A 25775-nucleotide genomic window follows, 5' to 3' on the forward strand; every position below is an offset into this window, starting at 1 on the left:
GCCCCGCTGCCTATTTGCCGAGTGCGCGGGCGGTGTAGTATTTGCCATCCGAGACATTGGCCCAGCCGCGCATCAGTTTCAGCGAGGCTTCGAAGCTTTCATAGATGCGCTTCTCGATGCCGTCCTTGCCGCTGGCGGCACGCACGTCGAACGCCGCCTCGGACATCCGCTTGACCACCTCCTCCGGGAACGAACGAAGCTGAGTATCGTGCTCGCGCACGAGCAGGTCGAGGTGGACCGAGTTCTGGTAGGTGAATTCGCCGAGTGAGAGATGGTTCACGGATTCGCAGGCGGCTTTCAGGATCGCCTGTTCGCTGGGGATAAGGCTGTCCCAGACGCTGCGGTTGATGCCGACCGCGAGGCTCGCGCCGGGCTCATGGAAGCCGGGTCCATAATAGTAGGGCGCCTCGCGGTGGAAGCCGAGGGCATAGTCGTTCCAGGGGCCGACCCATTCGGCGGCGTCGATCGCGCCCGTCTGGAGCGCCTGGTAGATCTCGCCGCCCGCCAGCGCGATGGAGGCACCGCCCAGCGCGCGCAGCACGTCGCCTCCCTGTCCCGGAATGCGCATCTTCAGGCCTACAAAATCATTCAGCGTGCGGATTTCCTTGCGGAACCAGCCGCCCATCTGGTGGCCGGTATTTGCGCCCTGGATGGACTTGATGCCGAACTGGCCGGACAGCTCGTCCCAGAGTGCCTGGCCGCCGCCATGGTCGATCCAGCCCATGATCTCCTGCGCGGTCATGCCAAAGGGCACGGCAGTGAAGAAGGGGAAGCCGGTGGACTTCGCGGTCCAGTAATATTCGGCGCCGTGGTACATGTCGGCTGAGCCGTTGGCGACAGCATCGAAGCTCTCGAACGGCGGCACGAGCTCTCCGGCAGCGAAGACCTTGATCTCCATCAGCCCATCCGACATCTCGAACACTTTTTCGGCGACGCGCTCGGCGGCGCGGCCAAGGCCGGGCAGGCCCTTCGGCCAGGTGGTGACCATGTTGAAGCGGCGCCGGCTGCGACTGATCGCGGGGCCGGTGAGGGCTTCGCCGGATTTTGGGTTGGCGAAGGTGGCGGCCGCACCTGCTGCACCCAGCAGGCCTGCGCCCACGAGATTGCGCCGGTTGATCATCTGCAGCCTCCCAATGTGCTACCCGTCCGGCCTCTCCGGGCCAGTCGAAAGTGCAGCTTACTCGTCGTCTCTCAAGGGCCGCCAGCGGTCGCCGTCAAGTACTTCCAGCGGCTGGTAACGCCGCTTGTAGTCCATCTTGGGGCTGCCCTTGACCCAGTAGCCGAGATAGACGTGGGGCAGCGCCAGCTCCTGCGCATGGCGGATGTGATCGAGGATCACGTAATGGCCGAGGCTGCGCGCGTCCTTTTCGGGATCGAAGAAAGTGTAGACCATCGAGAAGCCGTCGCGCAGCACATCCGTGATCGAGCAGGCGACCAGCGGTGCGTTTTCTTCCGGCCCGTCGCGGTATTCGAAGATCAGGCTCTGTACCGGGCTGCCGCCGACCATGGCGACATAGTCCCGGTAGGTCATCTCGGACATGCCGCCATTGTCATGGCGCGTCTTCACATAGGATTTCAGCAGCCGGAACTGTTCGCGGGTCGCCTGCGAGGCAACCGGGCGGCGCACCAGCGAGGTGTTCTTTGCGATGACCTTGCGGTCATTACGGCTGACATCGAACTCGCGTGTCGGTACGCGGACGCTGCGGCAGGCATTGCAGCGCAGGCAGGCGGGCCGGTAGGCGATAGACTGGCTGCGGCGGAAACCGGACTGGCTGAGCACGTTATGCACGGCGTCGGCTTCCGGAATTGCGAGGTTCGTGAAGGCTTTCCGCTCCTTGCGATCAGGCAGATAGGGACAGGGGCTGGGGTTCGTGACGTAGAACCTCAGCGACCGTTCCAGGCCGGCCGGCAACAGATGGGAATCCGAGAACTTCATGTGAGGGAACGATACACGCCGCCGGGCCAGCGCCAAGGGGCGAAAACCGGCCAGACCGCCAAGCGAGGCAAAAAAGCCACACCGGCGTTGCCGGAAAGCCTCACGGCTGGGCGGCCAGATGAACTTTCAGGCTGATCCGGCGGTTCCGTGCGAGGTGAGGCTGGCCGGGATCGAGGGGCCGGGTGTCGGCAAGCCCGGTCACGGCCTGAAAGCGCGCTGCGGCCACGCCGCCTGTTTCCAGCAGGCGCCGGGCCTCGTTGGCGCGGTCGGACGAGAGGTCCCAGTTGGAATAGCCGGTGGAGGCGAGGCTGAAGGCGTCGGTATGGCCTTCGAGGGAGACCGGATTGGATAGCGGCGCGAGCGAGCGGGCGGCTGCGTCAACCAGCTCGGCGCCTTCCGGGGTCAGGGCGCCGCTGGCGCTCTGGAACAGCGGCCGGCCGGCCGTGTCGACCAGATCGAGGCGGACCCCGTCGGGTTCGACGGAAAGGATAACGCTTTCGCCGGCGGCCTTAAGGGTCTCGGAAAGTTGGAGAAGGCTGAACAGGTCGGCGGCTTCGGCCGGCACCGCCGGGGCGGCGCCGGCGAGGGAGGTTTCCAGGGTCTCGAACTCTCCGGCGATGGCGGCGCGGGCATCCGGCGAGACGCCGCTGACCAGCCACATCAGCAGGAAGAAGGCCATCAGGGCGGTCAGGAAGTCGGCATAAGCCATCTTCCACGTGCCCATCTTGCGGGCCGGTGGTGCAGGCATTCTGCCTGCGAGTTGCCGGTGGGTCGTGGCGTAAGCCATCGTCCAGGTTCCTGTCCTTCTGACGGAGATCATCGTCTAACAGGTCATGGTGAAACCCGCGCTTCAGGCGGGGGTAGGATTTCGATGAAAATCGATCTATTCGCGTCCCAAAAGGAGACATGCATGGCGCGCACCGCTTTTCTCGGCCTCGGGGTGATGGGCTTTCACATGGCGGGCCACCTCGCCCGGGCGGGCCATCAGGTCTCCGTGTGGAACCGATCTCCGGCCAAAAGCGAAGCCTGGAAAGCCGTCCACCGGGGCGCCGTGGCGAACGATCCCGCCTCTGCCGTATTCGGCGCCGAGTTCGTCCTGATGTGCCTCGGCGATGATCCAGACGTGCGCGCCGTGTTCGACGCCTTTGAGCCGAGCCTCGGCGCCGGCATGACCGTCATCGACCATACCACCGCCTCTGCCGGCCTCGCCCGCGAACTCGCCGCACGCTGCAAGGCGAAAGGTGCCCACTTCATCGACGCGCCGGTTTCCGGCGGCGAGGCGGGCGCCATTAATGGCAAGCTCACGATCATGTGCGGCGGCGAACCGGCCGCTTTCGCGGGCGCCGAGCCTGTGATGAACGCCTTCGCCCGCAAGATCACCCTGATCGGCGAGAGCGGCGCGGGCCAGCTCGCCAAATCCGTCAACCAGATCTGTATTGCCGGCATCGTGCAGGGCCTCGCCGAGGGGCTGCACTTCGCCGAGAAGGCGGGACTCGATCCGGCGAAAGTGATCGAGGCGATCTCCGGCGGCGCGGCGCAAAGCTGGCAGATGGAGAACCGCTGGAAGACGATGACCGAGGGCAGGTTTGATTTCGGCTTCGCGGTCGACTGGATGCGCAAGGACCTGCGCATCACGCTGGACGCTGCCGAGGAGATCGGCGCAACGCTGCCGATGACCGCCGCGGTCGACCAGTACTATGCCGAAGTGCAGGCTATGGGCGGCGCGCGCTGGGATACGTCCAGCCTGATCGCGCGGCTCGACCGCAAGCCGGACTGATGGGCATTTGCCGCATTGATGTACATGTCCAGCACGGTGAGGTGTTCGACCATGTCGTCCGGATCGCTAAAGCGGCTGACCCCTTCGACTAGGTGGTAATCGAACCGGCGCAGTGCGATCGCCGTCTGATCCATGTCTACAGGCGCGGCGAACCGGCCCGGGCCTTGCCCGGCAATCTCCAGTCCTATCTCGAAAAGGGCACCGACTGGCGTGTTACGGTTGCGTCGCTGCCGAAACTGCCGGCGCCGAAAGATGAGAAAAAGGCTGCCCGCTCGCCGAGTACCCGCGAGGAACTCTAAATTCAGGTGTCCGGTGACGCCAAGCTCAACGGCGACTTCATCATCATGGCCGTGCTGTCCGCCATCGTGGCGGCCATCAGCCTTGTCTCGGACGGCGTCGCTGCGGTGATGGGCGCCATGGTGATCGCGCCTCTGCTCGGGCCGATCCTCGGCTTTGCAATGGGCGCCGCGCTGGGTGCGGTTGACTTGTTGCGGCGCGGTATTGTCACGCTCCTGGCCGGCATCACGATTGCCTTGTTTGTTTCCCTGATGCTCACGCTCTTTCTTCCGCCCGACTGGGACAGCCGAGAACTGATGTCTCGCGCCGAAGCCCGCCTTGACGGGCTCGCTCTCGCCATGGCGGCGGGCGGTGCGGCGGCCTTGTCGCTGACGCGGGGCGCCTCGTCTGCACGGGTCGGTGTCATGGTCGCCGCGGCCCTGCTGCCCCCCGGCGCGGCGATCGGACTGTTCGCCGGATACGGCGAAAGCACGCTGGCCCTGCGCGCTGCGTTGTTGTTGAGCCTCAACATCGCCGCGTTGGTCCTGTCGGCGCTGATCGTATTCCGGCTGCGCAAGATCCGGCCTCGCACCTGGATCGAACAGAAGCACGCCCAACGTGCTGTCTGGCTGAACGCTGGCCTTTCAGCCCTCTTCCTTGCCGCAGAGGGCCGCGCTCATACTGATGCTAGATCTCGGAAAGGCCGTATCGATCGGCAATTAGGGGGAACTGATGGCGAAGAACGAACTGAAAACCAAAGCGACGGCGATCACGCCGAAGGCCTTTATCGCGGCGATGGACGACGGCCCGCGCAAGGAGGACGCCGAGTTGCTGTTGCCTTGGATGACAAACGTGACCGGCCTCAGGCCGAAGATGTGGGGGCCAAGCATCATTGGCTTCGGCCGGTATGCCTACACCTATGACAGCGGTCACTCCGGCGAGATGTGCATGACCGGCTTTTCGCCGCGCAAGGCGAACATGGTGATCTACATCCTGCCTGGATACCGCGACCTTTCGGATCCGCTGTTGCGCCTCGGCAAGAGCTGCCTTTACTTCAACAAGCTGACCGACATCGACATGAAGGTGTTGGAAGAGATCGTTGCGGAAAGTCTCGCCTACATGCGAAGGACCTGCCAGACTTGGGACGCATGACCGCATTTGCGCCACCTATCCCTGCACGGAGTTTCTGACGGATGAAGCCTTTCCTCCGAATTGCGGGCATTGTGCTTCTCGGCGCCTTCCTGCTGGCCGCCGGCCTGTCTGTTTCCTCCTGCGCCAGCAACGCTGCGCGCCTCTCGGCGCTCGAGAGCACGGCGCCGCCGGCGCCTTACCGGATTGAGCGCGATGCCTACGGTGTGCCCACTATCTACGGCGAAACCGACGCCGCCACAGCCTTCGGCCTTGCCTATGCGCATTCCGAGGATGACTTCGCGACCATCCAGCGCCAGGTGCTCGCCGTGCGCGGCGAACTGGGCGCCGTGGACGGCGAAGCCGGTGCGCAGGCGGATTACTTCGGCAAGCTGATCAACGTCAAAGGCCAGCTGGCCGCCGGCATCGACACCGTCTCGCCGCAAGCCCGCGCCATGGCGCAGGGCTATGCGGACGGGCTCAATCTCTACGCCGCGCAGCATCCGAAGGAAGTGTTCCGTCCGCAGGTGTTTCCGCTGACGGGCGAAGATGTAATCGGCGGGTTCGTGCTCGTCTCACCTTTGTTCTTTGGCGTCGACTCCATTGTCGCGCGCCTGTTCGGCAATGGCGAAATTCCCCCCGATCGCGAACCTGAGGAGCGCGGCTCCAACGCCTTCGCCTTTGCGCCGCACCGCACGGCGGATGGCTCGACTGTGCTCGTCTCGAACTCGCACCAGCCCTGGGAAGGCGCCGCCGCCTGGTATGAAGCGCGCATAGCCAGCGGGGAAGGCTGGTCGATGCAGGGCGCGCTGTTTCCCGGCAGCCCGGTCATCCTGATGGGCCATAACGCCCATCTCGGCTGGACCAACACGGTCAACCGCGCGGACCTGACGGATGTCTACAAGCTGGTACTCGACAAGAGCGGCAAGCGCTACCAGATCGACGGCGAGTGGAGGGACCTCGACCATCGCCATGTCTGGCTGAAGGTGAAGATCGGCCCCGTCGTCGTGCCCATCCGCCAGAGCGTCTGGGGCTCCGTCCACGGACCGGTTATCAAGAACAAGTCTGGCGCCTATGCGATCCGCTATGCCGGTTACGGCGAAGTGCGCCAGTTCGAGCAGTATTACAAACTCAGCCGAACAAAATCCCTCGAAGAGTGGCGCGAAGTGATGGCAATGCAGGCTATCCCTGCGACCAACTATATCTACGCCGACAAACTCGGCAACATCGCCTATCTCTATAATGCCCGCCTGCCGAAACGCGATCCTGCCATGGCCTGGGAAAACGTGCTGCCGGGCGATCGCAGTGATCTCATCTGGACCGAATACGAGCCACCGGAGCGTATCCCCTTCCTGCTGAACCCGCCTGCTGGCTACGTCGTCAACTCCAACAATCTCCCCTGGCTTGCGACCGCCCCGGCAGACGACATGAAACCGGAAGACTATCCCGGCCTCGTTGGTGTCGAGACCTGGATGACCAACCGCATCCTTCGGGCAAAGACATTGCTGGAATCAGACGATATCTTTGACGACGCCGATATCCACCGGATCAAGTTCGACAAGGGCTATGACAAGGCTTCCCGCCTCGGCGAAGAGTTCACCGCTGCTGTGGAAGACGCGCGCGCCGCCGGAACGCTTACCGAAGCGGTGGCATTGCTGGATGACTGGGACTGGACGGCGGACGGGCAGGGCGCAGCCGACTCGCTCGCGCTTATCGTGTTGCAGGAATTGCAATGGAAACTCTATGCCCGGGATATGCCGCGTCCCGGCCGAGAAATTCTCGCCGACGCTGACGCCCAGCTGCGCCGGCACTTCGGCAAGCTGGATGTGCCGTATGCGGACTTTGCGCGCCTGATCCGCGGCAAGGCTGATTTCCCCCTCGCTGGCGGCCCCGAAACCCTGCGCGCCCTATTGTACCGCCCCGCCGAAGACGGCCGCTATACGGCGGTCGGAGGGGATAGTTTCATGCTGATCGTCAAATGGCCAGGGGATGGCGGCGCGCCTGTAACGAAAACCATCTACCCCTTCGGCGCCGCCATGGGCCATCCGGAATCGCCGCATTATGCCGACCAGTCGGAATTGTTCTCGAAGGAAGGGTTCAAGATATCGCCGTTGCCTGAATACAATTAGCGGCGGCGCTCGCAGTTCAATCGACCGGAATGTCCATCAAAAGCAACGCATCTTTCATCACGGCCTCGCCGGGGCTCTGCCCATAGGCTTCCAGAGCGCGCTTGAATGTCGGCGACTGGACATCGGCGAAGGACATGCCGCATTCGGCGGTGGCAATCAGCGCGGCCTCGAAGCTGAGCTTCAGGAACGCATCGGTGGCCGATGGCTTGTCTTCCTGCAGCGCGGAGATAATCATCTGCTTCATGCCAGACTTCTGCGTCGGCGTCGTGTTGGTGATCATGCAGGCGGCGACAGGATTTTCCGCTTCAACAGCAGAGGCGTTCATCGCAAGCAGCGGCAGCGAGGCTGATATTATCAGGGCGCGGATCATGGCAAGTCTCCGGAATGACGGTTCATCTCTTGAGTAATACGGCTGCCAGCCCGGAAGAATAAGTTATGACACCTTCAGCTGCAGGCTCCGCAGCGCCGGACGCATGAACTTTTGCAAAGAGAAGGGCGTTCCTGTGGCGCGGCATCGCCAATCTTCCCCGCGCCGACCTATGGCTCCCGCGCGGAACTGGAACGCAGGTCCGTCAGCAGGTCAGAGGGCCTTGTATATCGGATCGTCCGGATGAGGCCAGCCGATGGGCGTCCTTGTTTCCAAATCGCTCCGCTTCAGTCCCGGCGGGCTTATCCGCCCAGCTTCTCCGCAGCGCGCTCTGCAAAATACGTGATCACGCCCGCTGCGCCTGCTCGTTTGAAGCTGACCAGGGTTTCCATCATCACACGGTCGCCGTCGATCCATCCGTTCTGGGCGGCGGCCATGATCTGCGCGTATTCGCCGGAGACCTGATAGGCCAGCGTCGGCACGCCGAAGGTCGTCGATACGCGGTGCACGATGTCCAGATATGGCAGACCTGGTTTCACCATCACCATGTCCGCCCCCTCGGCAAGGTCGAGCGCCACTTCGCGTAGCGCTTCGTCCGTGTTCGCCGGATCCTGCTGGTAAGTTTTCTTGTCGCCCTTAAGAGCGGCCGCCGAGCCGATGGCCTCGCGGTAGGGCCCATAGAAGCCGCTTGCGTACTTGGCCGCATAGGCGAGGATCATCGCATGGGTGAAGCCTTCGTCCTCAAAGGCCGCGCGGATGGCGCCAATGCGCCCGTCCATCATGTCCGACGGCGCGACCACATCCGCGCCTGCGGCCACATGCACCAGCGCCTGGGTCACCAGCCGCTCCACCGTCGCATCATTCGGGATCGTCCCGTCCTCGTCCAGCAGGCCGTCATGGCCATGCGACGTGTACGCATCAAGGGCAACGTCTGTGATTAGACCAACCTCCGGGGCAGCGTCCTTCATTGCCTTCAGCGCGCGCGGCACGAGGCCGTCGGCGCTCAACGCGCCGGTGCCTTCGGCGTCCTTGCCCTCCGGCCCGATATACGGAAACACCGCGATTGCCGGAATGCCCAGCGCCTTCGCCCGCTTCGCCGCCCCCGCCGCTTCCTTTACGGAGAGCCGGTCCACGCCCGGCAGCGAAGCGACCGGCACGCGGCCCTCGCCATCATGCACGAACACCGCCCAGACCAGGTCGGCCGGCGTCAGCACGTTTTCAGCAGTCAGCGAGCGCACCCACGGGGCCTGGCGCAAGCGGCGCAAGCGGGTAGCGGGAAAGGATTGGGGAAACTGGGTCATGGCGTCCTTTTGCGACAATTCCCGCCTGCTCACAACCACCCCGCCTTGCGGCGCATGAAGCAGCGCTTGGTTACATCCATCACCGCCGCCTGCCGCGCCTCGATGTCCAGCATCCAGTCCGTCAGCTTTTTGCGGGGCAGTTCGCGGAAACCGAGCGTCCGGTAGAAGGGCGCATTCCAGGGCAGGTCCCGGAAGGTCGACAGGGTCACGGTCTTGAGGCCCCGGTCATCTGCGTCCTCGAACACGCGCCGGATCAGCGCCGCGCCGAGGCCGCGCCGTCCATGGTCTGGATGTACGCTCACCTGATCAAGATAAAGCGTATCCCCCCGCAGCGAGGTCAGCACGAAGCCGGCCGGCTCACCCTTGCGGCTCCGGGCCACGAACACGTGGCCACCTGGTATCGCGGCCTCGAAAACCTCCGCGGGCACATGGTCCGACAGCTCCTCCTCAGGCAGCATGCCCGTGCCCGCAAACAGCTGGCTGGCGGCCAGATCGATGGCAATCAGGTCCGGGATTTCGTCTGCGTCCACGCCCGAAATCGAGTAACCCTGAGGAAGGCGTCGCATTGACATCAGGCCGCGCTCTATCGCAATTCGGGGCCACACATATTGAGAATAGGTGGCCTTGCCAATGAGCCTGATGTTTGATGACGAACGCGTGATGATCCGCGACATGGCGCGCAAGTTCGCTGAGGCGCAGATGCTCCCGCATTCGGAGGCCTGGGACCGCGACAGCCACTTCCCGGTGGACGTGATCAGATCGGCCGCCGAACTCGGCTTCGCCGGCATCTATGTGAAGGAAGAACACGGCGGCTCCGGGCTCACGCGCACCGACGCAGCGCTGATCTTCGAGCAGTTGTCTTACGGCGACGTCTCCACCGCCGCCTTCATCTCAATTCACAATATGGCCTCCTGGATGATTGACACGTTCGGCTCGGCCGAGCAGCGCGCAGCCTGGTTGCCGCGCCTCACCTCGATGGAGCTGATCGCCTCCTACTGCCTGACGGAACCGGGCGCGGGCTCCGACGCCGCCAGCCTCAAGACCAAGGCCGTGCGCGACGGGGGCGACTATGTCATCACCGGCACCAAGCAGTTCATCTCCGGCGCCGGCACCTCGGATATCTATGTCCTGATGGCCAGAACTTCAGACGACGGAGCCAAGGGCGTTTCCACCTTTATCATCGAGAAGGGTGCGCCCGGGCTTTCCTTTGGTGCCAACGAGCGCAAGATGGGCTGGAAGAGCCAGCCCACTGCGCAGGTCATCCTCGACGAGGTGCGCGTGCCCGCCGCCAACCGCATCGGTGAGGAAGGCCACGGCTTCCGCTTCGCGATGGCAGGCCTGGATGGCGGCCGCCTCAACATCGCCGCCTGCGCTCTCGGCGGCGCGCAGCTCGCGCTCGACAAGGCGGTTAGCTATGCGAAGGAGCGCAAGCAGTTCGGCAAGGCCATCGCGGATTTTCAGAGCGCGCAGTTCAAGCTCGCCGACATGGAAACCGAACTCCAGGCCGCCCGCGTCATGCTCTACGAAGCTGCGGGCCGCCTCGACGGCAAGATGCCCGACGCGACCCGCTGGTGCGCCATGGCCAAACGCTTCGTCACTGACACCGCCTTCAAGGTCGCAAATGATGCGCTCCAGATCCATGGTGGCTATGGATACCTCGCCGACTATCACGTCGAACGCATTGTCCGTGATCTGAGGGTCCACCAGATTTTGGAGGGGACCAACGAGATTATGCGGGTCATCATCTCGCGGGATATGCTGAAGGGCTAACACCAATGGTCTTCAATCAGGAAGGACAGTCGCGGCTCATGCGGTGGATGTCCGGCAGGCCGGCGTCGATTTTCGCATCGCTTGCCCTGGTTCTCTATATCTGGATCGAGATGCGGGAAGGGTTCCTGTTGCTTGCATAGGGTCTGGACCTCAACGGCGCCAGCGTGTTAAATTTTGCCGATCTGCCCCCCTGCCGTCTATGCAATTCTTATTGCAGTTGGTGACAATGTGCAGTCAACCGCACTGGGAATGCGGCGGGCGGAAATCGCACAGTTCCTGCAGATGAGCGCCGATCCACCAAACCCTTTCTGGTCCGAGGCCCTCTCTGCTTTCTCTTGATACCTGCTTTACCTGTTCACGAAGAAATCCCTCCGCAATCCGAAACAGTAAAAAGAACGCTTCGAAAGACAGAGCCGGATCAGGAAGCGCTCTGTACTGATGGTGGCTTGCGCTGACCAGAGGCCACGCAGAGACTTTCCGGCAAAGGATTGGTGTCGAGCGGGATTTGCAGGTTAGAGCCACTCATCCTGTGCGAGGTCGATGGATGGGCAACATGAGTGTCCGGCTCTACCTGGCCCGTCCTTCGACTTTGCTCAAGAGCGGGCGCGGCTTTGCCTTGCCTATGGATCCTGGTAAATTCAGCCTTGAGGCAGGTTCAATGCCTCGGTACCCGCGTCCGAATCCGGTCGAACCCTTCCTTGATCGTCGCAAACCGTGCCTCGATGTGCGGCTCGAATTGCAAATCCGTGAAAATGTGTGGCCAGTCGCCCTCGATGGCCTCGCGCACAAGTTCGCCGACGTAAAGCGGATCAATCCCGCTTGCGATCGCCTCGGTCACGGCCTTCAGGATCTCCGTGCCCGGACCTTCTGTCGGCACAGTCTGGATCTGTCCGGCAAACCGGTCGGGAATATTGCGTCCTGAACTCACGATATTCGTGCGGATCACGCCGGGGCAGAGCACCGATACGCCGATGCCGCGCGCCGCCAGTTTCGGCCGCAGGTCTTCCGACAGCGCCACCACGCCGAACTTCGTCACGTCATAGGCCGGGTTAGTCAGCGCAACCATGCCCGCGATAGAGGCCGTAGAGACAATCTGCCCGCCTTCACCGTGCGTCTCTATCAACGGTCCGAAAATCTCGATGCCCCAGACGACCGAGAGCAGGTTCACTCCCAGCACCCAGTTCCAGCCGGCATCATTCCAGGTGCCATAGTCGCCGCCGCCCCCGACGCCCGCATTGTTGACGAGGATGTGTACCTTACCGAAGCGCGCGATCGTTTCATCCGCCGCGCGTTGCAGGTTGTCCTTCAGCGACACGTCCGCCACCACGCCTTCGACATCGGCGTTCGTGGCGCGTAAGGAGGCCACGGCCGTGTCCAGCGCTGCCTTCTCGATATCGCACAGCATCACCTTGACGCCTGCCTGCGCCAGCGCTGTCGCAATGCCGAGCCCGATACCGGAGGCTGCGCCGGTCACGAATGCGGTCTTGCCCTCGAGTGATTTCATGTTTTCCTCCCTCTGGTTTTTACCAGCATGCGCCCGGCACCCGGCGCTTGCAATCGGCTCCCCAACGTCAGCTTTGACGCTGCCCGCGCGATCTGAGAAACTTCGCGGATGTCCGCCGCCCTGATCCTCCAAACGCTTGAGCGTGCCGCTGAAACCTGCGCCGATCCCGCGCCGCTCGTCTACGGGCGTCTCTTCGCGCTGCGACCGGACTTCGAGGCCCTGTTCGTGATGGACACAGACGGCGGCGTGCGCGGCTCGATGCTGGAAACCTGTTTCAACGCCATCCTCGGCATGGAGGATGACGCCCCGGTCCAACGCGTCATCATTTCGTCATCCCGTTTCAGCCATACCGGCTACGGCCTCGCCGAAGCGGACCTGGACCTGATGTTCGTTGCCATCCGCGACGCGGTCCGGGAACTCAACGCCGGCCACTGGACGCCTCAGGCTGACGCCGCCTGGGACGCGCGCCTCGCCGAGATCGCCGCCATTGCCTGACCCTCTGGCGCCGCCACGCGGCCTCCGCTAGATTATGTGCAGACACTGCCGGGAGGGGATATGCATGACCGATAAGACCGAGGGCACCTATGGCGCCGCATCGCGCCTCAACCACTGGATTGGCGCCGTGCTGTTCGGGGCCCTGCTGATTGTCGGCTTCATCCTGTCCTATGACTTGCTGCCGGATGAGCAGGCCGGCGAAGTGCGCAACCTGCACAAGGCTACCGGCACGCTGCTCCTGCTGTTCGCCATCTGGCGGGTCACCTGGCGCATCGGTCAGGGCTTTCCCGCGGCCGCGTCCGAACGGACAGGCTGGGAGCTTGCGCTGTCCAAGGCCGTCCACGGCGCGATGCTGCTGACGCTGGTCGTGATGCCGGTATCGGGCGTGTCGATGTCCCTGCTCGGCGGACGCCCCATCGACATGTACGGTCTCTTCACGATCCCGCCGGTGGCCGAGATGAAAGATCTCGCGCGATCGCTCCGCGCCGTGCATGGCTATGCCGCTTATACGCTTGCCACGTTGATCGTCCTGCACATTGCCGGCGCGTTGAAGCACTCACTGATCGACCGGGATGGAACCCTGCGCCGCATGCTGACAGGCAAGTCCCCCGCAGCGTAAGCGCTAATCGAACCAGAACTCGACGTCGATCTCGAGGCCGCTTTCCCAGCGCTTCATGCAGGTGCGCGGATATTTGAACTGCGGGATGCGCAATTCAAACTCGTCCGGCAGCAGCACGCCTTCCGGCAGCGCGAGGCGCGCCCCGCCCAGAGAGACATCACGCACTTCCACTTCCTGCTTGCGCAACAGGCCGAGCTTGACCAGTCAGCGCGCATCGACACCCACGCGCTGGCCGCGGCGGTTGAACCTGCGCACTTCGAGACGGGTGCTTGTGAATGGCTGGCCGGAAATGGGTATTCCGGAGCTGTTGCGGGACACGACTTCCGCCCCTGTATCGCACAAACTTGTAAAGGCTTGGCGAAACAGCTTGTCTCACTTTGGGAAGCAGGCATTTACGTTGAGTTACGCTTTCCGGACGGAGCCTTCCATGACATCTGACGTATTGATCCGCCAGCAGGGCGGGCTCGGCCGCATCACGCTCACCCGCCCCGGCGCCCTGCACGCCCTCAATACGCCTATGTGCGCGGCCATCCTTGATGCCGTCACCCATTGGTCGCGCGATCCCGGCATCCAGCTCCTGTGGATCGACCACCAGGATGGCACCCGCGGCTTCTGCGCCGGCGGCGATATCCGCATGCTCGCCGAGAGCGGCGCCGGCGACGCATCGCAAGCTCGCGACTTCTTTCGCACCGAATACCGAATGAATGCCGCCCTCGAAGCCTTCCCGAAACCCATTCTGGCCATCATCGACGGCGTCACCATGGGCGGCGGCGTCGGCCTGTCCGTCCACGGATCGCACCGCGTCGCGACCGAGCGTACGGTCTTCGCCATGCCGGAAACCGGCATCGGCCTCTTCCCGGATGTCGGTGGCGGCTGGTTCCTTGCGCGCCTTGCAGGCGAACTTGGCGCCTGGCTCGCGCTCACCGGCGCAAGGCTGAAAGGCGCCGACGTCGCCGCCGCCCGTGTCGCCACCCACTTCCTGCCTTCCGAACTCATCCCGGCCCTCGCCAAACAGATCGATGCGGCAGACTTCTCTGCCGGCGCCGCAGAACTGCTCAACGAGATCCTTGGCCGGCTCACCCACGCCGTCCCACCCGGCAGCTTCGAGCCGCATCGCGATGCGATCAACCGCTGCTTTGCTTTTGACCGCGCCGAAGACATTCTGGCCGCGCTCGACGCCGATGGCGGCGACTGGGCTCGCACTGAAGCTGCCACGATCCGCGCCAAGAGCCCGGAAACGGTGAAGGTTGCCCTGCGCCAGTTGCGCGACGGCCGCGCCGCCGAATCCTTCGAAGACAACATGCGCATGGAATTCCGCATCGGCTGGCGCAAGGTGCAGAGCGCCGACTTCCTCGAAGGCGTGCGCGCCGTCATCATCGACAAGGATAACACTCCCGTCTGGAAGCCCGCACGCCTCGAAGAGGTCACCGAGGCCGACGTTGCCCGCTACTTCGCATCCCTCGGGCCGGACGAGCTGACCTTCGGCGCCTGAGACCAAGTCTGGACAGACACGCCGCCGGCCGCCGATACTCTCTCAATGTCAAAGCAGGAACCAACGGTATGCGCGGCGAAGTCCTGAAGCCGGCCGATGCCGGCGGCGACGGCCTGATCCTCGGCGAGGACGGAAAGCGATACAATTTCACGCCCGCCCGCGTTCACCGGAGCGCCGCGCTCCCCGCCGGTGCGGCGGTGGATTTCATCCCCCTCGGCGAAGACGCGCGCGACATCTATCTGCTGGCAAGCGCGCAGTTTGTACTGCCGGTCCTTAATACAGATGCGGCCTATATTCCTGCCGTTGCTGCAAAATCGGAAGGAATGTTCCTGTATTTCCTGCGGGCACTGTCGAAAAACTACTTCCAGTTCTATGGCCGCGCCCGGCGAGCAGAGTATTGGGGCTACATTCTATTCTATTGCATCGCACTGATCGTGTGCTTCGTCGCAGATTTTCTCGTGTCTGCAGCTGTATTCAGAGACTATGATAAAGATATCGCAGGTTTTCTGCCGATATTCGTTGTTCTGTTCTATGTATACAGCCTGATCCCGGGTATCTCTATTACGATACGGCGCCTGCACGACCAGGACATGTCCGGCTGGCTCTACTTGATCAACTTCATTCCTTATATTGGCGCGATCATCATTATCATTCTGATGTTCTTCGATTCCCGGCCGCATCCCAACAAACACGGGCCTTCTCCGAAGTATGGCGGCGCACAGACGGTTGACGTGTTCGCCTGAAGGCAATTCCGTTACGCATCAGTAACGGTTAATGAAAAACCGCTTTTATTAACTCTGTGCTTGATAAGATCCAGCGTGCTTATCAAAATATTATTCCTCATCATGTAACTATACTCAAACTACAACAAAAGTTGAGTGGTGGTTACAATGATGATGATCGACATGCAGGAAACTGCAAATACTTCTATCGGCGAGTCTTTCCTGAAGTCTCTGTCGCTTCTTGAGCAGGCCCATCGCCGTCTCCACGATGTGGTCAAGGACGACCTTGAGCGGGGCGGCGAGCGTTCGCTGACCGGCGTCCAGGCGCTCCTGCTGTACGAAATCGGCGAGGGCGAGGCCCCGGCTTCCGTGCTCCGCGCCCGCGGCGCCTTTGCAGGCACCAGCCTTTCCTACAACGTCAAGAAACTGCAGGAAGGTGGCTACCTGATCCAGACCCGTTCGGAAGACGACAAGCGGACCGTTACGCTCCGTCTCACCGATCGCGGCAAGACGGTCCGCACCCGCGTAGCGAAACTCTTCGAGAAGCAGGCAATAGCCCTGGAGCCGACCGCCAGCGTCCGCGCTGACGATCTCTCCCAGTTCAACAAGACGATCTCGCGCCTCGAGCGCTTCTGGTCCGACCAGATCCGCTACCGGCTTTAACCCGGCGAAAACCCCGGCCCAGATATGGGCCGGGGCTTCCTTTTCTCCGTCTGCGGACTATCCCGGTTCACTCGGAATAGATCACTTTCAGCGTCGCCGCTGTCGCGCCTGCAGTCAGGGCAAGGCTCGCCTGCTCGGAGGTCGGCGCCGCGCGCAAGGGCGCCGGCATTGATTGACGACCTGCCGTCCTCGGGCCGTCCTCGGGCCGTCCTCCGGCCGGCCATCCCCGGCCAGGTCGACCGTGCCGTTGCCGTTGAAGTCATGCCCGATCGACAACGCAGAGGCGCCGCCGCGCAGCCCTAACGTGAAGCTCCGGCTGCCGGCTTCCGGCGCCGCAATCATTTCGCCCGCCGCGCCGTCATTCTTCATGAACTGCGCCTCGGTCTGCACGCCCGCATAGAGCGTGCCGCCGCGCGCCTCAATGGCGTCCACATTCACCGTAAGGGGCGCGGCAGAAGCGGCACCGGCCGAGGCAGGGGCAGCGAAGGCTGCCATCAGGGTTTTCATCGGGATCTTCAGCCATCTCCTTTTTGGACACGACAAGTACTTTGTAAATAAAAGCGATTGGAGGGGTGTCAACAAACAGCTTTGAAAAAAAAGCCCAAGGCCTCCGCCTTGCGCCGGGCAGGTGCACCGGCCAGAATGACGCTATTCCGGGAGTTGCCCATGAAACTTTTCGCGGTCTTCGTCGGCGGCAATCACCCGCGCGCGAATATCGAACTGCATGACCTGCGCTTCGTCACGGGCGAGACGGTGCTCGATACGGTGCCCCAGCTGCGGGCCGCCTGGTGGGGTACGCCGTCCTCGCTGCACATCGATGGTTATGCCGAACTCACCCATGTCGAAGGCCTGCGCATTGATGTCGTGCCCGGCCCCGCGCCGAAGAACGCCGGCGCCTCGCTCTGGTTCATCAATGTCGGCGGCTACACGCCCGAACTCTTCGGTGAGCAGCACCACTACCTCTTCATGGCCGGAACAGACAAAGCCGAAATCTGGTCGCGCGCCCGAGCTCTCTCGCCAGACTGGACCAGCCGCCACAAGGACAATTTTGCCACCGTCGATGACGTGCTCGAAGTGAATACTCTCCTGGGTACGCGCGCAATCCATATCCGCCTCGGCGACCTGATCGCAAACGCCCCCGCGCCGAAAATAGTCTCAGACTACATCAAGCTCTGAGCGCGAACGTCGGCACAAGAAGCCACTGGCGCCTATGTTTGCGGCCCAAGTCCCACTTAAGTCAGGGATGATGCCGGTTTCGCCGCAGGCGACGACCGCAAGCCCAGACTTCCTTGTTTTACCGGTGTTCCGAGTGCCGGCCAGTCGCTTCGCAAATCCCGGGATGACGAAAAACTGAAGTTTTCTGCCTGCCAGATTCCGGCTGGTTTCGAACAGGGCGTATTCTCACCGCATGTCCGCGTTGCTCAGCATCCGCAATGACCCAGCCTTCCGGCGCTACTTTGACGCCGTGCGCGTCGCTGGCGGGCTTTACTCTGCCGGGGCGTCCTCCGGCGCGGCATATCCGGTCTGCACCATCAGATAGGCAATGACGGCGAGGCGGTCTTCGGGCTTGCGAACACCGGAGAAACTCATCCGGTTGCCGGGCACAAAGGTGCGCGGATTGGCCAGCCACTCGTCGAGCAGGTCCGGCGTCCAGGCAAACGTCTCGGCCTTCAGCGCCGGCGAATAATCAAAGCCCGGCGCCGAGGCGACCTGCCGGCCGAACAGGCCATGCAGGTTCGGACCCACAAGACTGCCCGCGCCTTCGGCGGTCAGGTGGCAGGACTGGCAAAGCTTCCAGGTCCGGTTCCCGGCGGCATAGCTGGCGGTGTTGTAAGGCGCGGGCAGCGACGCGAATTCCAGGCTCGGCTCGCCTGGTGCAGCTGCACGGGCAGTGGTCGCCGGCGCAGCGGTCACGGGGGCGGCCTGGTTGGGTTCAGCGGCCGGCGTTGTTTCAGCCGGGCCGCCGCAAGCGGCAATCAGGCAAAGGGCCAGGGCGGCGGAGATCAAAATGCGCATGACAGCAAGGCCTTGAATGATGAATGATTGAACAGTGTCGCCGGGAAGACGAGAAAACTCAACGCCCCGGGCTCGCGTCCGAAGCGCGCACATCGGCGCGGGACACCGCCTTCCGGGGCGGCTACACTATGCGGCTCATGCCTGATTCTGCGCGCCCCCGTCCTGTGATCCTCCGGCTGCCGCCGGATGTCGTCAACCGCATCGCCGCCGGCGAAGTGGTCGAGCGGCCTGCGGCGGCGGTGAAGGAGCTTGTGGAAAATGCGCTGGATGCCGGCGCGCGCAACATTGCCATCGCCATCGAAGAAGGCGGCCTTAAGCGCATCACCATTGAGGATGATGGCTGCGGCCTCTCGGCGGACGATCTTTCCATCGCGCTCGAAAGGCACGCGACGTCCAAACTTATCCCGGACGCAGACGGGCGCGTGGACCTTCTCAACATCCACACGATGGGCTTTCGCGGCGAGGCCTTGCCCTCGATTGCCTCGGTCAGCCGCATGAAGCTCGTCAGCCGAGCGGCGGGCGAAGCGGCGGCGGAGATTTATTCTGAGGCCGGACGGATCGAAGGACCGAAGCCAGCTGCCTTCACCGGGCGCAGCGAGACCGGCACACGGATCGATGTCGCCGACCTTTTCCATGCAACGCCGGCGCGCCTGAAGTTCATGCGCGGGGAGCGCGCCGAAGCCCTTGCCGTCACTGATGTGGTTAAGCGCCTCGCGATGGCCAACCCCGGCACCGGCTTCACGCTGGAAAATAATGGTCGCAATGTGCTGCGCTACGCGCCGGAGTTCGAGGACGAAGCAGGCCGTCTGGCGCGTCTTGGCGCTATCATGGGACGTGAGTTCAGTGACAATGCCATCGCCATCGACGCCGACCGCGACGGCGCGCGCCTCTCCGGCTTTGCGGGCCTGCCAACGCTGAATCGCGGCAATGCCCAGATGCAGTTCCTGTTCGTGAACGGACGGCCCGTGAAGGACCGCATGCTGATCGGCGTGGTGCGCGCTGCCTATCAGGATTTCCTGGCACGCGACCGCCATCCGATGCTGGCCCTGTTCGTGGAGCTTGAAGCGGAGGAGGTGGACGTGAACGTCCACCCGGCAAAAACGGAAGTGCGCTTCCGCGATGCTGCGAGCATTCGCGGCCTGATGATTGGCGCCTTGCGGCATGGCCTGGCGGGGGCCGGGCACCGCGCCTCGACAACGGTCGCGGGCTTTGCGCTCGGCCGGGCCCAGCCAGAGGCCGGGCAGTCCGGCCTTCTTTGGCAGGCGCCGGTTTCGTCCGCGTATCGGCCGGTCAGCCTGCCGCGCGGACCCTACGTTCCGGATACCGCGCCGGCAGCACGCTTCGAAGCGCCGCAACACCCGCCGCAAATGGCCGAATTTCCACTGGGCGCAGCCCGCGCGCAGGTGCACGAGACCTATATCATTGCTCAGACGGCGGACGGTATCGTCATCGTTGACCAGCACGCCGCACATGAACGCCTTGTCTACGAAGCGATGAAACGGCAGATGGAAGACGGCGGCGTGCGCCGCCAGGCACTTCTCATTCCCGACATCGTGGAAATGAACGAAGACGAAGCCGGCCGCATCCTCGACCGCGCGGACGATCTCGGCGCGCTCGGCCTCGAAGTCGAGGCCTTCGGGGCGGGCGCAATATGCGTGCGCGCCACACCGGCGCTGTTCGGCGAAATGGATACGGCGGGTCTGTTGCGCGATCTCGCTGACGATTTCGCCGAATATGATGCCGGCCTCGCGCTGAAGGAGCGCTTCGAGGAAGTCATGGGCAACATGGCCTGCCGCTCGTCAGTGCGTGCCGGGCGTCGCCTCAACGGCGAAGAGATGAACGCGCTGCTGCGTCAGATGGAGGCGACACCGCATTCCGGCCAGTGCAACCATGGCAGGCCGACCTATGTCGAATTGAAACTCGCCGATATCGAGAAACTGTTCGGGCGGCGTTAGCCGAAGCAACGACAATCAGGAATTGGCCTTTTTCTCCGTCTTCGGCTTCTCGGCTGTCATGACTGCTTCGCGCGCATTGCGCATCCGGTCCATGCCGCCGCCGGCGACCCATTTGAAGATGCGCCAGGCTTCACCGGCGGTCATCTTTGGCGCAGGTGCAAGTGTGCCCTTCTTTTCGGGCGCGGCGATTTTCGGAGGCTTTCGTCCCTTTGTCTTTGTACGGACGGGTGAGGGAAGATCGGGCCGTGTGTCTATGGCGACGATCTCATCACCTGCCGGTTCCAGCTGCGCCGGTGCGCCAGAAGATTCGAACACAGGGTCGACATTCCCAAGCAAATGCGCATCCGAAAAGTCGACCGCAAGTTCCACCCAGAGCGGCAGGTGGTCCGACATCTGCCAGGTCAGCCAGCGCTTGGCATAGTATTCCTTGTCCTTGGTCTTGTCCTTCGGTGCGCCGTCCGGCCCAAGGTCGCGGTGGCGGGCCGGCAAGGCGGGTGCGTAATGTTCATAATGCTCCGGCTTGAACACGGCGTCCGACCACTTGAATGCGCCGGAGGACAGGAAAGTGAGTTCATCCTTTTTTGTGCGAAACGCGATCTGGTCGTAGTAATTTGTGCAGATCAGGTTTGACGGGTATTGTTCCGGCGGCAACTGAAACCCGGCCTCGGTCAGGGCCTGCATGGTTTCGTCAATCGGGTTCTTGATGTTGAAATCGCCGAGCAGGATATAGTTTTCCTCCTCGCGTTCGGCGCGGCTTGCCATCTCCCTTGCAAGATATTCGATTTCCTGAACGCGGCGCTGATAGCCATCCGAGCCTTTGGATTCTTCGCCGAAATAGATGTGCACCGTGCACAGCGAGAATTTGAACCAGCTCGCCTGAAAGCTGACAAGGAACGGCGTACGCGCGAATTGCTGCTCGCCCGGCAACAGCGCATGTTTCGGCAGTACGATCTCGCCGGCAATGTCCCGGAAGCGGACTTTCCGGCTGTCATACACGAAGGCCATTCGCTCGCGATTTCCGGAGGAACCTGTTGTCACATCTGTCGCGATGAAGTCCCAGCCCGGCCCCATGAGGCGGATGACGTCTTTGAGTGGCTGGAGGTCTTCGTTGACTTCCTGCAGCGCGCAGACATCGAAGGCGGAGAGGATCTCCGCGATATAGTGAAGGCTCTCGCGGCGGCGGGGGCCGTGGCGGAACTTGTTGTTGTCGAAATCCCGGATGTTCCAGGTGCCTATGATGAGGCTCGCGTCTTTCGTACGGCGCGCCACCCCTTTCGGCGGCGGCGAGGCAAGCTGGGCGCGCAGCTCGAGCAATCGGCGCGAGGTCCAGTCCCGCTCTGCGGGTGTGAACAGGCGAGCGTTGCGCAGATCGGTGTACCAGACCATTCGCTCGTTCCCTCGCATTCTGCGATGGGCGATCAATCGTTAAGTTTGGTTAGCGGGTCGTTAACGTTTGGAGAAATACCACGCAAAAGCAGGGTATTCAGACACTGACAACTCGGCCAGGGTTCATGATGTTCAACGGATCCAGTGCGCGCTTGATGGCCCGCATGGTATCGGTGGCGGCAGTCGGGCGCAGGCGGGCGAGCTCGTCGCGCTTCAGTCGGCCGACGCCGTGCTCGGCGGAAATGGAGCCGCCGAAGGCGGTGACCGTGTCGAAGACCGTGCGCGTGACGGCGGCTTCATGGGCTTTCAGGACCGGCGCTGCGTTACCTGCCGGCTCGACGACCGAATAGTGCAGGTTGCCGTCGCCGACATGGCCGAAGATGACAAAGTCCGCAGACGGAACATGCGCGCGCACGGCGGCGTTGCACGCCTCGATGAAGGCCGGGATGCGGCTGATCGGGACGGAGATGTCCTGGTTGAGCGCGGTGCCATAGGCGCGCTTGGAAAGCGGAATCGTCTCGCGGATGTGCCAGAAGGCCTTCGCCTGTGTTTCGCTGGCGGCGATGGCGGCGTCCTGAACGAGCCCGGCTTCAGCGCCGGCTTCCAGCGCGGCGGTCAGCAGGGCTTCGGCTTGCTCGGCGCGGGGCTGGGAGATTTCGATGAGTACACGCCATTCGGCATTGGCGGGCAGTGGATCGCGCGTCCCCGGAATATCGGTAACGACCATGGAAATGGCGTTTGCGGGGATGATCTCGAAACTGGTGACCGAGTCGCCCGCATGATCGCGCACGAGGGCGAGGAGTTTCACGACATCTTCGGCCGTGGCGACAACTACCCAGCCGGTCGCGCGCTGGACTTTCGGGAAGAGCTTGAAAGTGGCTGCCGTGATCAGGCCGAGTGTGCCTTCGGCGCCGGCGAAGAGGTGTTTCAGGTCATAGCCCGTATTGTTCTTGCGAAGGCCGGAAAGCCCGTCCCAGATTTCGCCGGAGGGCAGGACGACTTCGAGGCCGAGAATCAGGTCGCGCATCATTCCGTAACGCAGCACTGCGACGCCGCCCGCGTTTGTCGATATGAGGCCGCCGAGGGTGGCGGTGCCTTGCGAGCCGAGGGAGAGGGGAAAGAGACGGTTTGCATTCTCCGCCGTTTCCTGCGCGGCGACGAGCGTGGCGCCGGCTTCGAGGGTCATGGAATTGTTGAAAGGGTCGACCGCGCGTACGGCGTTCATCCGCGTCATTGATACGCAGACTTCGCCGTGCGGCGTGCCGCCATCGACGAGGCCGGTATTGCCGCCCTGCGGCGTGATCGCGACACTGTGGGCGGCGCAAAGCTTCACCAGAGCGGCGGCTTCCTGCGTCGAGGCGGGCCGGGCGATGAAGGGCGTTTCGCCCTGATAGGTCCCGCGCCAGGGCGTGGAGGCGGCAAGCCGCTTTTCGGGATCGTCCGTCCAGCCTTTCGGGCCGAGCAGGTCCTTGGCGGCGGCGAGGAAAGCGGGGGGAGGGGGCGTGGTCATTCCAGCAGTCTACGCATTTCCTGCGCAATGGCGAGACCGCTGGCTGTCGCAGAGAGGCTTTCGATCACACCTTCGCGTGCTTTGTTCGTCTTGTTCTGGCTGAGCTTGTTCATGCCTTCGAAGCGGACCGGACGCAGCTCAAAGGCGCGGATGCCGCGCAGCATCAGCTCGAAGGAACCGGGGACCATCTTGGAGCGGGTCCAGGGCGGTTTCGGCAGTAGTAGGGCTTCGAAATGCTCGGAGACATCGTCAAGGAATTTCGTAGGGTCAGTGGGCTCGGCGCCGCCTTCGGCTTCGACGGAGAGGTAGTTCCAGGTGGGCACCTGATTGGGGACGGGGCCATACCAGTCGGGTGAGATATAGGCGTCCGGGCCGGTGAAGATGATCAGGGCGGCGGCGCCAGCCTCGAGGCGCCGTGTGACGGGATTGTGCGCAGACAGATGAAACCGCAACAGCGGCGCCCCGCCGTCCATCGCGGCGAGCACGGGCGTGTGGGCGGCGAGCGGTGCGATCTCGCCATTTACGCAGACCAGGCCAAGCGGATAGGCACGGATCCGGGCGAGGAGCGTCTCCGGATCGGATTCGCGAAAGAGCGGGGCGGGATGCATGGGCTAGAACAGGCTCTCCTGCTGGCCGGGCCTGCGGGGCGGGGCTTTGGGTTTCGGGGCTGTGCTACCCACAGGCGCAGCCGTGACATCGCCGTCTGCGAAGCTGATCCTGAATTGATCCCTACCCGCTGCCGTTTCAGATGAACGGATAAGCCGGCCTTCGGTATCGCGCACGATGGTATAGCCGCGCTTCAGGGTGGCCTGGTAGGAGAGAGTCTCCAGCATCTTGGCTTCGGTGCCCAGCGCGGTGGCACGTTTCTCGATCAGCCTCATCAGGGCGGCGCTCGCCCGCACGGCGATATCACGCAGGCGCTGGCGGCTGACGCGGATTTCGGACTTGAGCAGCGCGGGCGACAGCTGAAGGCGCGAGAGCCTGAGGCGTGCCTTTTGCGTCAGCGCGAGGGCAGCTTTCGGCAGATTGGCGCCGGCAAAGTCAAGGCGCTGGCGGGCGGGCTGGAGCAGCATTTCCGGGCGCGGCAGGCGCGCGGCGGTGAGCTTGTCGCGGCTGCGGGAGAGGGCGCGTGTGAGGGCGCGTTTCAGGCGCTCGCCGCTCTCGCCAGTGGAGAGGAGCAGTTCCGTCCGTACCGGGACGGCCATTTCGGCAGCGCCTGTGGGGGTTGGGGCGCGGCGGTCGGAGACATAGTCGATAAGTGTCGTGTCGGTCTCGTGGCCGACAGCGGAGATCAGCGGGATCTCGCTCTCGAAGGCGGCGCGCACGACGATCTCTTCATTGAAAGGCCAGAGGTCTTCGATTGAGCCGCCGCCGCGCGCGACGATCAGCACATCGGGGCGGTCTGGTCCGGTCATTGCATTGAAACCGCGGATGCCGGCGGTGACCTGCGCGGCAGCCTGCTCGCCCTGCACGAGGGCAGGCCAGACGATGACGCGCACGGGGAAGCGCTCGCGGATGCGGTGGAGGATGTCGCGGATGACAGCGCCGGTGGGCGAGGTGACGACGCCGATAGTACGCGGCATGTACGGGATCGGCTTCTTGTGTTTCGGATCAAAGAGGCCTTCGGCGGCAAGTTTTTTCTTGCGCTCCTCCAGCAGCTGCATCAGCGCGCCTGCGCCGGCAGGGCGCATGGAGCTGGCGATCAGCTGGTAAGCAGAGCGGCCTTCATAGGTGGAGAGTCGGCCCGTGGCGATGACTTCGAGGCCTTCCTCGGGGCGGAAGGAGAGGCGCTCGACCTGGCTGCGCCACATGATCGCATTAAGGACAGCTTTGTCGTCTTTCAGGTCCGCATACATGTGGCCCGACTTGGCGAGGGTGACGCGGCCAAGCTCGCCGCGCACGACGACATGGTCATAGTTAGTCTCAATCGTCCGCTTGAGGCTGGCGGCGAGTTCGGAGACGGTGAGTTCGGCCTGGTTGGTGGGGCTTGAGTCGGACATCGGGACTTGATCCCATGACCGGGGCAGCGCATCAAGCGGCCCCATGAACATACTCTTGATCGGATCGGGCGGGCGCGAGCACGCGCTGGCATGGAAAATGGCAGCTTCGCCATTGGTGGACACAGTGCATTCCGCGCCCGGCAATCCGGGCATGGACGCGATCGGACCCTGCTTTGACGTGGCAGCGGACGATGTGCCCGGCCTCGTAAATCTCGCCCTCCAGATCGAGCCGGACCTGATCGTTATCGGGCCCGAAGCGCCGCTGGCGCTTGGCCTGGCGGACATCCTGCGCGCGCGTGGGTTTGACGTGTTCGGGCCGAGCCGGGAAGCGGCGAAGCTGGAAGCGTCTAAAGCTTTCTCGAAGGCGCGGATGGTGAAGTACGGTGTGCCGACGGCGGCCTATGGCGAGTTCACCGAGGCGGGCCCCGCGAAGGCTTTCCTGCGCATGATGCAGGCGCCCTATGTGCTGAAGGCGGACGGTTTGGCGGCGGGCAAGGGCGTCGTGATCGCAGAGAACCTTGAAGAAGCGGACGCCGAGATCGACGAGATGCTTTCCGGAAAGTTCGGCGATGCTTCGGCGACGCTGGTGATCGAGGAGTTCATGTACGGCGAGGAGGCGAGCGTGTTCGTCATCACCGACGGTGTGGGCGCGGTCTATCTGCCGGCGGCGCAGGACCACAAGCGGGTGGGTGACGGCGATACCGGGCCGAACACCGGCGGCATGGGCGC

The 25775-nt window shown here is 63.3% G+C and carries 28 protein-coding genes; 14 read left to right on the top strand and 14 right to left on the bottom strand.

The genetic code is table 11. The annotated features are described in order from the left end of the window. Positions 1 to 10: 10 nt before the first annotated feature. The 3 genes from WEA77_RS01090 to WEA77_RS01100 all read right to left on the bottom strand — a co-directional run bounded on the left by WEA77_RS01090 (position 11) and on the right by WEA77_RS01100 (position 2723). Complete coding sequence (locus WEA77_RS01090) at positions 11 to 1120, bottom strand: TRAP transporter substrate-binding protein (protein WP_368066028.1); 1110 nt, start codon at positions 1118 to 1120, stop codon at positions 11 to 13. 57 nt (positions 1121 to 1177) lie between these two features. After that, on the bottom strand, positions 1178 to 1912 hold the full coding sequence (locus tag WEA77_RS01095; RefSeq protein ID WP_368066029.1) for an arginyltransferase: 735 nt from the start codon (positions 1910 to 1912) through the stop codon (positions 1178 to 1180). A gap of 124 nt (positions 1913 to 2036) precedes the next feature. After that, positions 2037 to 2723 carry a flagellar motor protein MotB gene (locus WEA77_RS01100; RefSeq protein ID WP_368066030.1) on the bottom strand — a complete coding sequence of 229 codons (687 nt, stop codon included), beginning with the start codon at positions 2721 to 2723 and terminating at the stop codon, positions 2037 to 2039. A 123-nt stretch (positions 2724 to 2846) separates the two neighbouring features. Here WEA77_RS01100 and WEA77_RS01105 point away from each other — a divergent pair, with 123 nt between their 5' ends. The 5 genes from WEA77_RS01105 (at position 2847) to WEA77_RS01125 (ending at position 7246) form a co-directional block, all read left to right on the top strand. Continuing rightward, positions 2847 to 3713 (top strand): NAD(P)-dependent oxidoreductase, encoded by an 867-nt coding sequence (locus tag WEA77_RS01105; RefSeq protein WP_368066031.1) that lies wholly within the window; start codon positions 2847 to 2849, stop codon positions 3711 to 3713. 92 nt (positions 3714 to 3805) lie between these two features. Further along, positions 3806 to 4012, top strand: coding sequence for a hypothetical protein (locus WEA77_RS01110; protein WP_368066032.1), 207 nt, complete (start codon positions 3806 to 3808; stop codon positions 4010 to 4012). Between the two features lie 6 nt (positions 4013 to 4018). Beyond that, on the top strand, positions 4019 to 4912 hold the full coding sequence (locus WEA77_RS01115; protein ID WP_368066033.1) for a TIGR00341 family protein: 894 nt from the start codon (positions 4019 to 4021) through the stop codon (positions 4910 to 4912). After that, complete coding sequence (locus tag WEA77_RS01120) at positions 4833 to 5141, top strand: DUF1801 domain-containing protein (RefSeq protein WP_368066034.1); 309 nt, start codon at positions 4833 to 4835, stop codon at positions 5139 to 5141. The genes WEA77_RS01115 and WEA77_RS01120 overlap by 80 nt, the downstream gene beginning before the upstream one ends. A gap of 41 nt (positions 5142 to 5182) precedes the next feature. Then, positions 5183 to 7246, top strand: coding sequence for a penicillin acylase family protein (locus tag WEA77_RS01125; RefSeq protein ID WP_368066035.1), 2064 nt, complete (start codon positions 5183 to 5185; stop codon positions 7244 to 7246). Between the two features lie 16 nt (positions 7247 to 7262). Here WEA77_RS01125 and WEA77_RS01130 read toward each other — a convergent pair whose 3' ends face one another. The 3 genes from WEA77_RS01130 to WEA77_RS01140 form a co-directional block, all read right to left on the bottom strand. Then, positions 7263 to 7616: a hypothetical protein gene (locus tag WEA77_RS01130; RefSeq protein ID WP_368066036.1), complete on the bottom strand. Its 354-nt coding sequence runs from the start codon at positions 7614 to 7616 to the stop codon at positions 7263 to 7265. A 299-nt stretch (positions 7617 to 7915) separates the two neighbouring features. Continuing rightward, positions 7916 to 8914, bottom strand: coding sequence for a porphobilinogen synthase (gene hemB, locus WEA77_RS01135; protein WP_368066037.1), 999 nt, complete (start codon positions 8912 to 8914; stop codon positions 7916 to 7918). A gap of 29 nt (positions 8915 to 8943) precedes the next feature. Then, complete coding sequence (locus tag WEA77_RS01140; protein ID WP_368066038.1) at positions 8944 to 9480, bottom strand: GNAT family N-acetyltransferase; 537 nt, start codon at positions 9478 to 9480, stop codon at positions 8944 to 8946. Between the two features lie 64 nt (positions 9481 to 9544). Here WEA77_RS01140 and WEA77_RS01145 point away from each other — a divergent pair, with 64 nt between their 5' ends. Continuing rightward, positions 9545 to 10684: an acyl-CoA dehydrogenase family protein gene (locus WEA77_RS01145; protein WP_368066039.1), complete on the top strand. Its 1140-nt coding sequence runs from the start codon at positions 9545 to 9547 to the stop codon at positions 10682 to 10684. A 655-nt stretch (positions 10685 to 11339) separates the two neighbouring features. Here WEA77_RS01145 and WEA77_RS01150 read toward each other — a convergent pair. Next, complete coding sequence (locus tag WEA77_RS01150; protein ID WP_368066040.1) at positions 11340 to 12188, bottom strand: SDR family NAD(P)-dependent oxidoreductase; 849 nt, start codon at positions 12186 to 12188, stop codon at positions 11340 to 11342. Between the two features lie 108 nt (positions 12189 to 12296). Between WEA77_RS01150 and WEA77_RS01155 the strand changes: the two genes are divergently transcribed. Both WEA77_RS01155 and WEA77_RS01160 read left to right on the top strand, forming a co-directional pair. Further along, the gene (locus WEA77_RS01155; protein ID WP_368066041.1) at positions 12297 to 12683 is read left to right on the top strand and encodes a globin; all 387 of its coding nucleotides are present in this window, start codon (positions 12297 to 12299) and stop codon (positions 12681 to 12683) included. 64 nt (positions 12684 to 12747) lie between these two features. Continuing rightward, positions 12748 to 13302, top strand: coding sequence for a cytochrome b (locus tag WEA77_RS01160; RefSeq protein WP_368066042.1), 555 nt, complete (start codon positions 12748 to 12750; stop codon positions 13300 to 13302). A 3-nt stretch (positions 13303 to 13305) separates the two neighbouring features. On the opposite strand, the gene WEA77_RS01165 is transcribed toward WEA77_RS01160, so the two are convergent. Continuing rightward, complete coding sequence (locus tag WEA77_RS01165) at positions 13306 to 13467, bottom strand: hypothetical protein (RefSeq protein ID WP_368066043.1); 162 nt, start codon at positions 13465 to 13467, stop codon at positions 13306 to 13308. A gap of 262 nt (positions 13468 to 13729) precedes the next feature. Between WEA77_RS01165 and WEA77_RS01170 the strand changes: the two genes are divergently transcribed. The 3 genes from WEA77_RS01170 (at position 13730) to WEA77_RS01180 (ending at position 16179) form a co-directional block, all read left to right on the top strand. After that, positions 13730 to 14794, top strand: coding sequence for an enoyl-CoA hydratase/isomerase family protein (locus WEA77_RS01170; protein WP_368066044.1), 1065 nt, complete (start codon positions 13730 to 13732; stop codon positions 14792 to 14794). Between the two features lie 68 nt (positions 14795 to 14862). After that, on the top strand, positions 14863 to 15537 hold the full coding sequence (locus tag WEA77_RS01175) for a DUF805 domain-containing protein (RefSeq protein WP_368066045.1): 675 nt from the start codon (positions 14863 to 14865) through the stop codon (positions 15535 to 15537). 147 nt (positions 15538 to 15684) lie between these two features. Beyond that, positions 15685 to 16179: a MarR family winged helix-turn-helix transcriptional regulator gene (locus WEA77_RS01180; protein WP_368066046.1), complete on the top strand. Its 495-nt coding sequence runs from the start codon at positions 15685 to 15687 to the stop codon at positions 16177 to 16179. 114 nt (positions 16180 to 16293) lie between these two features. On the opposite strand, the gene WEA77_RS01185 is transcribed toward WEA77_RS01180, so the two are convergent. After that, positions 16294 to 16686, bottom strand: a complete 393-nt coding sequence (locus WEA77_RS01185; protein ID WP_368066047.1) for a hypothetical protein — start codon at positions 16684 to 16686, stop codon at positions 16294 to 16296. A gap of 159 nt (positions 16687 to 16845) precedes the next feature. Here WEA77_RS01185 and WEA77_RS01190 point away from each other — a divergent pair, with 159 nt between their 5' ends. Continuing rightward, entirely contained in the window at positions 16846 to 17355 is a 510-nt protein-coding gene (locus WEA77_RS01190) for a DUF1543 domain-containing protein (RefSeq protein ID WP_368066048.1), read from the top strand. 309 nt (positions 17356 to 17664) lie between these two features. On the opposite strand, the gene WEA77_RS01195 is transcribed toward WEA77_RS01190, so the two are convergent. Then, a complete protein-coding gene (locus WEA77_RS01195) occupies positions 17665 to 18195 on the bottom strand; it encodes a cytochrome c family protein (RefSeq protein WP_368066049.1) in 531 nt (176 codons plus the stop codon). Between the two features lie 137 nt (positions 18196 to 18332). Here WEA77_RS01195 and mutL point away from each other — a divergent pair, with 137 nt between their 5' ends. Further along, entirely contained in the window at positions 18333 to 20150 is a 1818-nt protein-coding gene (gene mutL, locus WEA77_RS01200) for a DNA mismatch repair endonuclease MutL (RefSeq protein WP_368066055.1), read from the top strand. A 15-nt stretch (positions 20151 to 20165) separates the two neighbouring features. Here mutL and WEA77_RS01205 read toward each other — a convergent pair whose 3' ends face one another. From WEA77_RS01205 to xseA, 4 genes are all read right to left on the bottom strand, one after another. After that, positions 20166 to 21536 carry an endonuclease/exonuclease/phosphatase family protein gene (locus WEA77_RS01205; protein WP_368066050.1) on the bottom strand — a complete coding sequence of 457 codons (1371 nt, stop codon included), beginning with the start codon at positions 21534 to 21536 and terminating at the stop codon, positions 20166 to 20168. 97 nt (positions 21537 to 21633) lie between these two features. Then, a complete protein-coding gene (locus WEA77_RS01210) occupies positions 21634 to 23046 on the bottom strand; it encodes an FAD-binding oxidoreductase (RefSeq protein WP_368066051.1) in 1413 nt (470 codons plus the stop codon). Beyond that, positions 23043 to 23654, bottom strand: a complete 612-nt coding sequence (locus WEA77_RS01215; RefSeq protein ID WP_368066052.1) for an FMN-binding negative transcriptional regulator — start codon at positions 23652 to 23654, stop codon at positions 23043 to 23045. Before WEA77_RS01215 ends, WEA77_RS01210 begins: the two co-directional genes overlap by 4 nt. Positions 23655 to 23657: 3 nt before the next feature. After that, positions 23658 to 25046 (bottom strand): exodeoxyribonuclease VII large subunit, encoded by a 1389-nt coding sequence (gene xseA, locus WEA77_RS01220; RefSeq protein WP_368066053.1) that lies wholly within the window; start codon positions 25044 to 25046, stop codon positions 23658 to 23660. A 43-nt stretch (positions 25047 to 25089) separates the two neighbouring features. Here xseA and WEA77_RS01225 point away from each other — a divergent pair. Further along, positions 25090 to 25775, top strand: a 686-nt coding sequence (locus WEA77_RS01225; protein WP_368066054.1) for a phosphoribosylamine--glycine ligase, incomplete at its 3' end; no start/stop codon positions are given.

The sequence above is a fragment of the Hyphomonas sp. genome, from assembly GCF_040882205.1.
GTDB lineage: Bacteria > Pseudomonadota > Alphaproteobacteria > Caulobacterales > Hyphomonadaceae > Hyphomonas.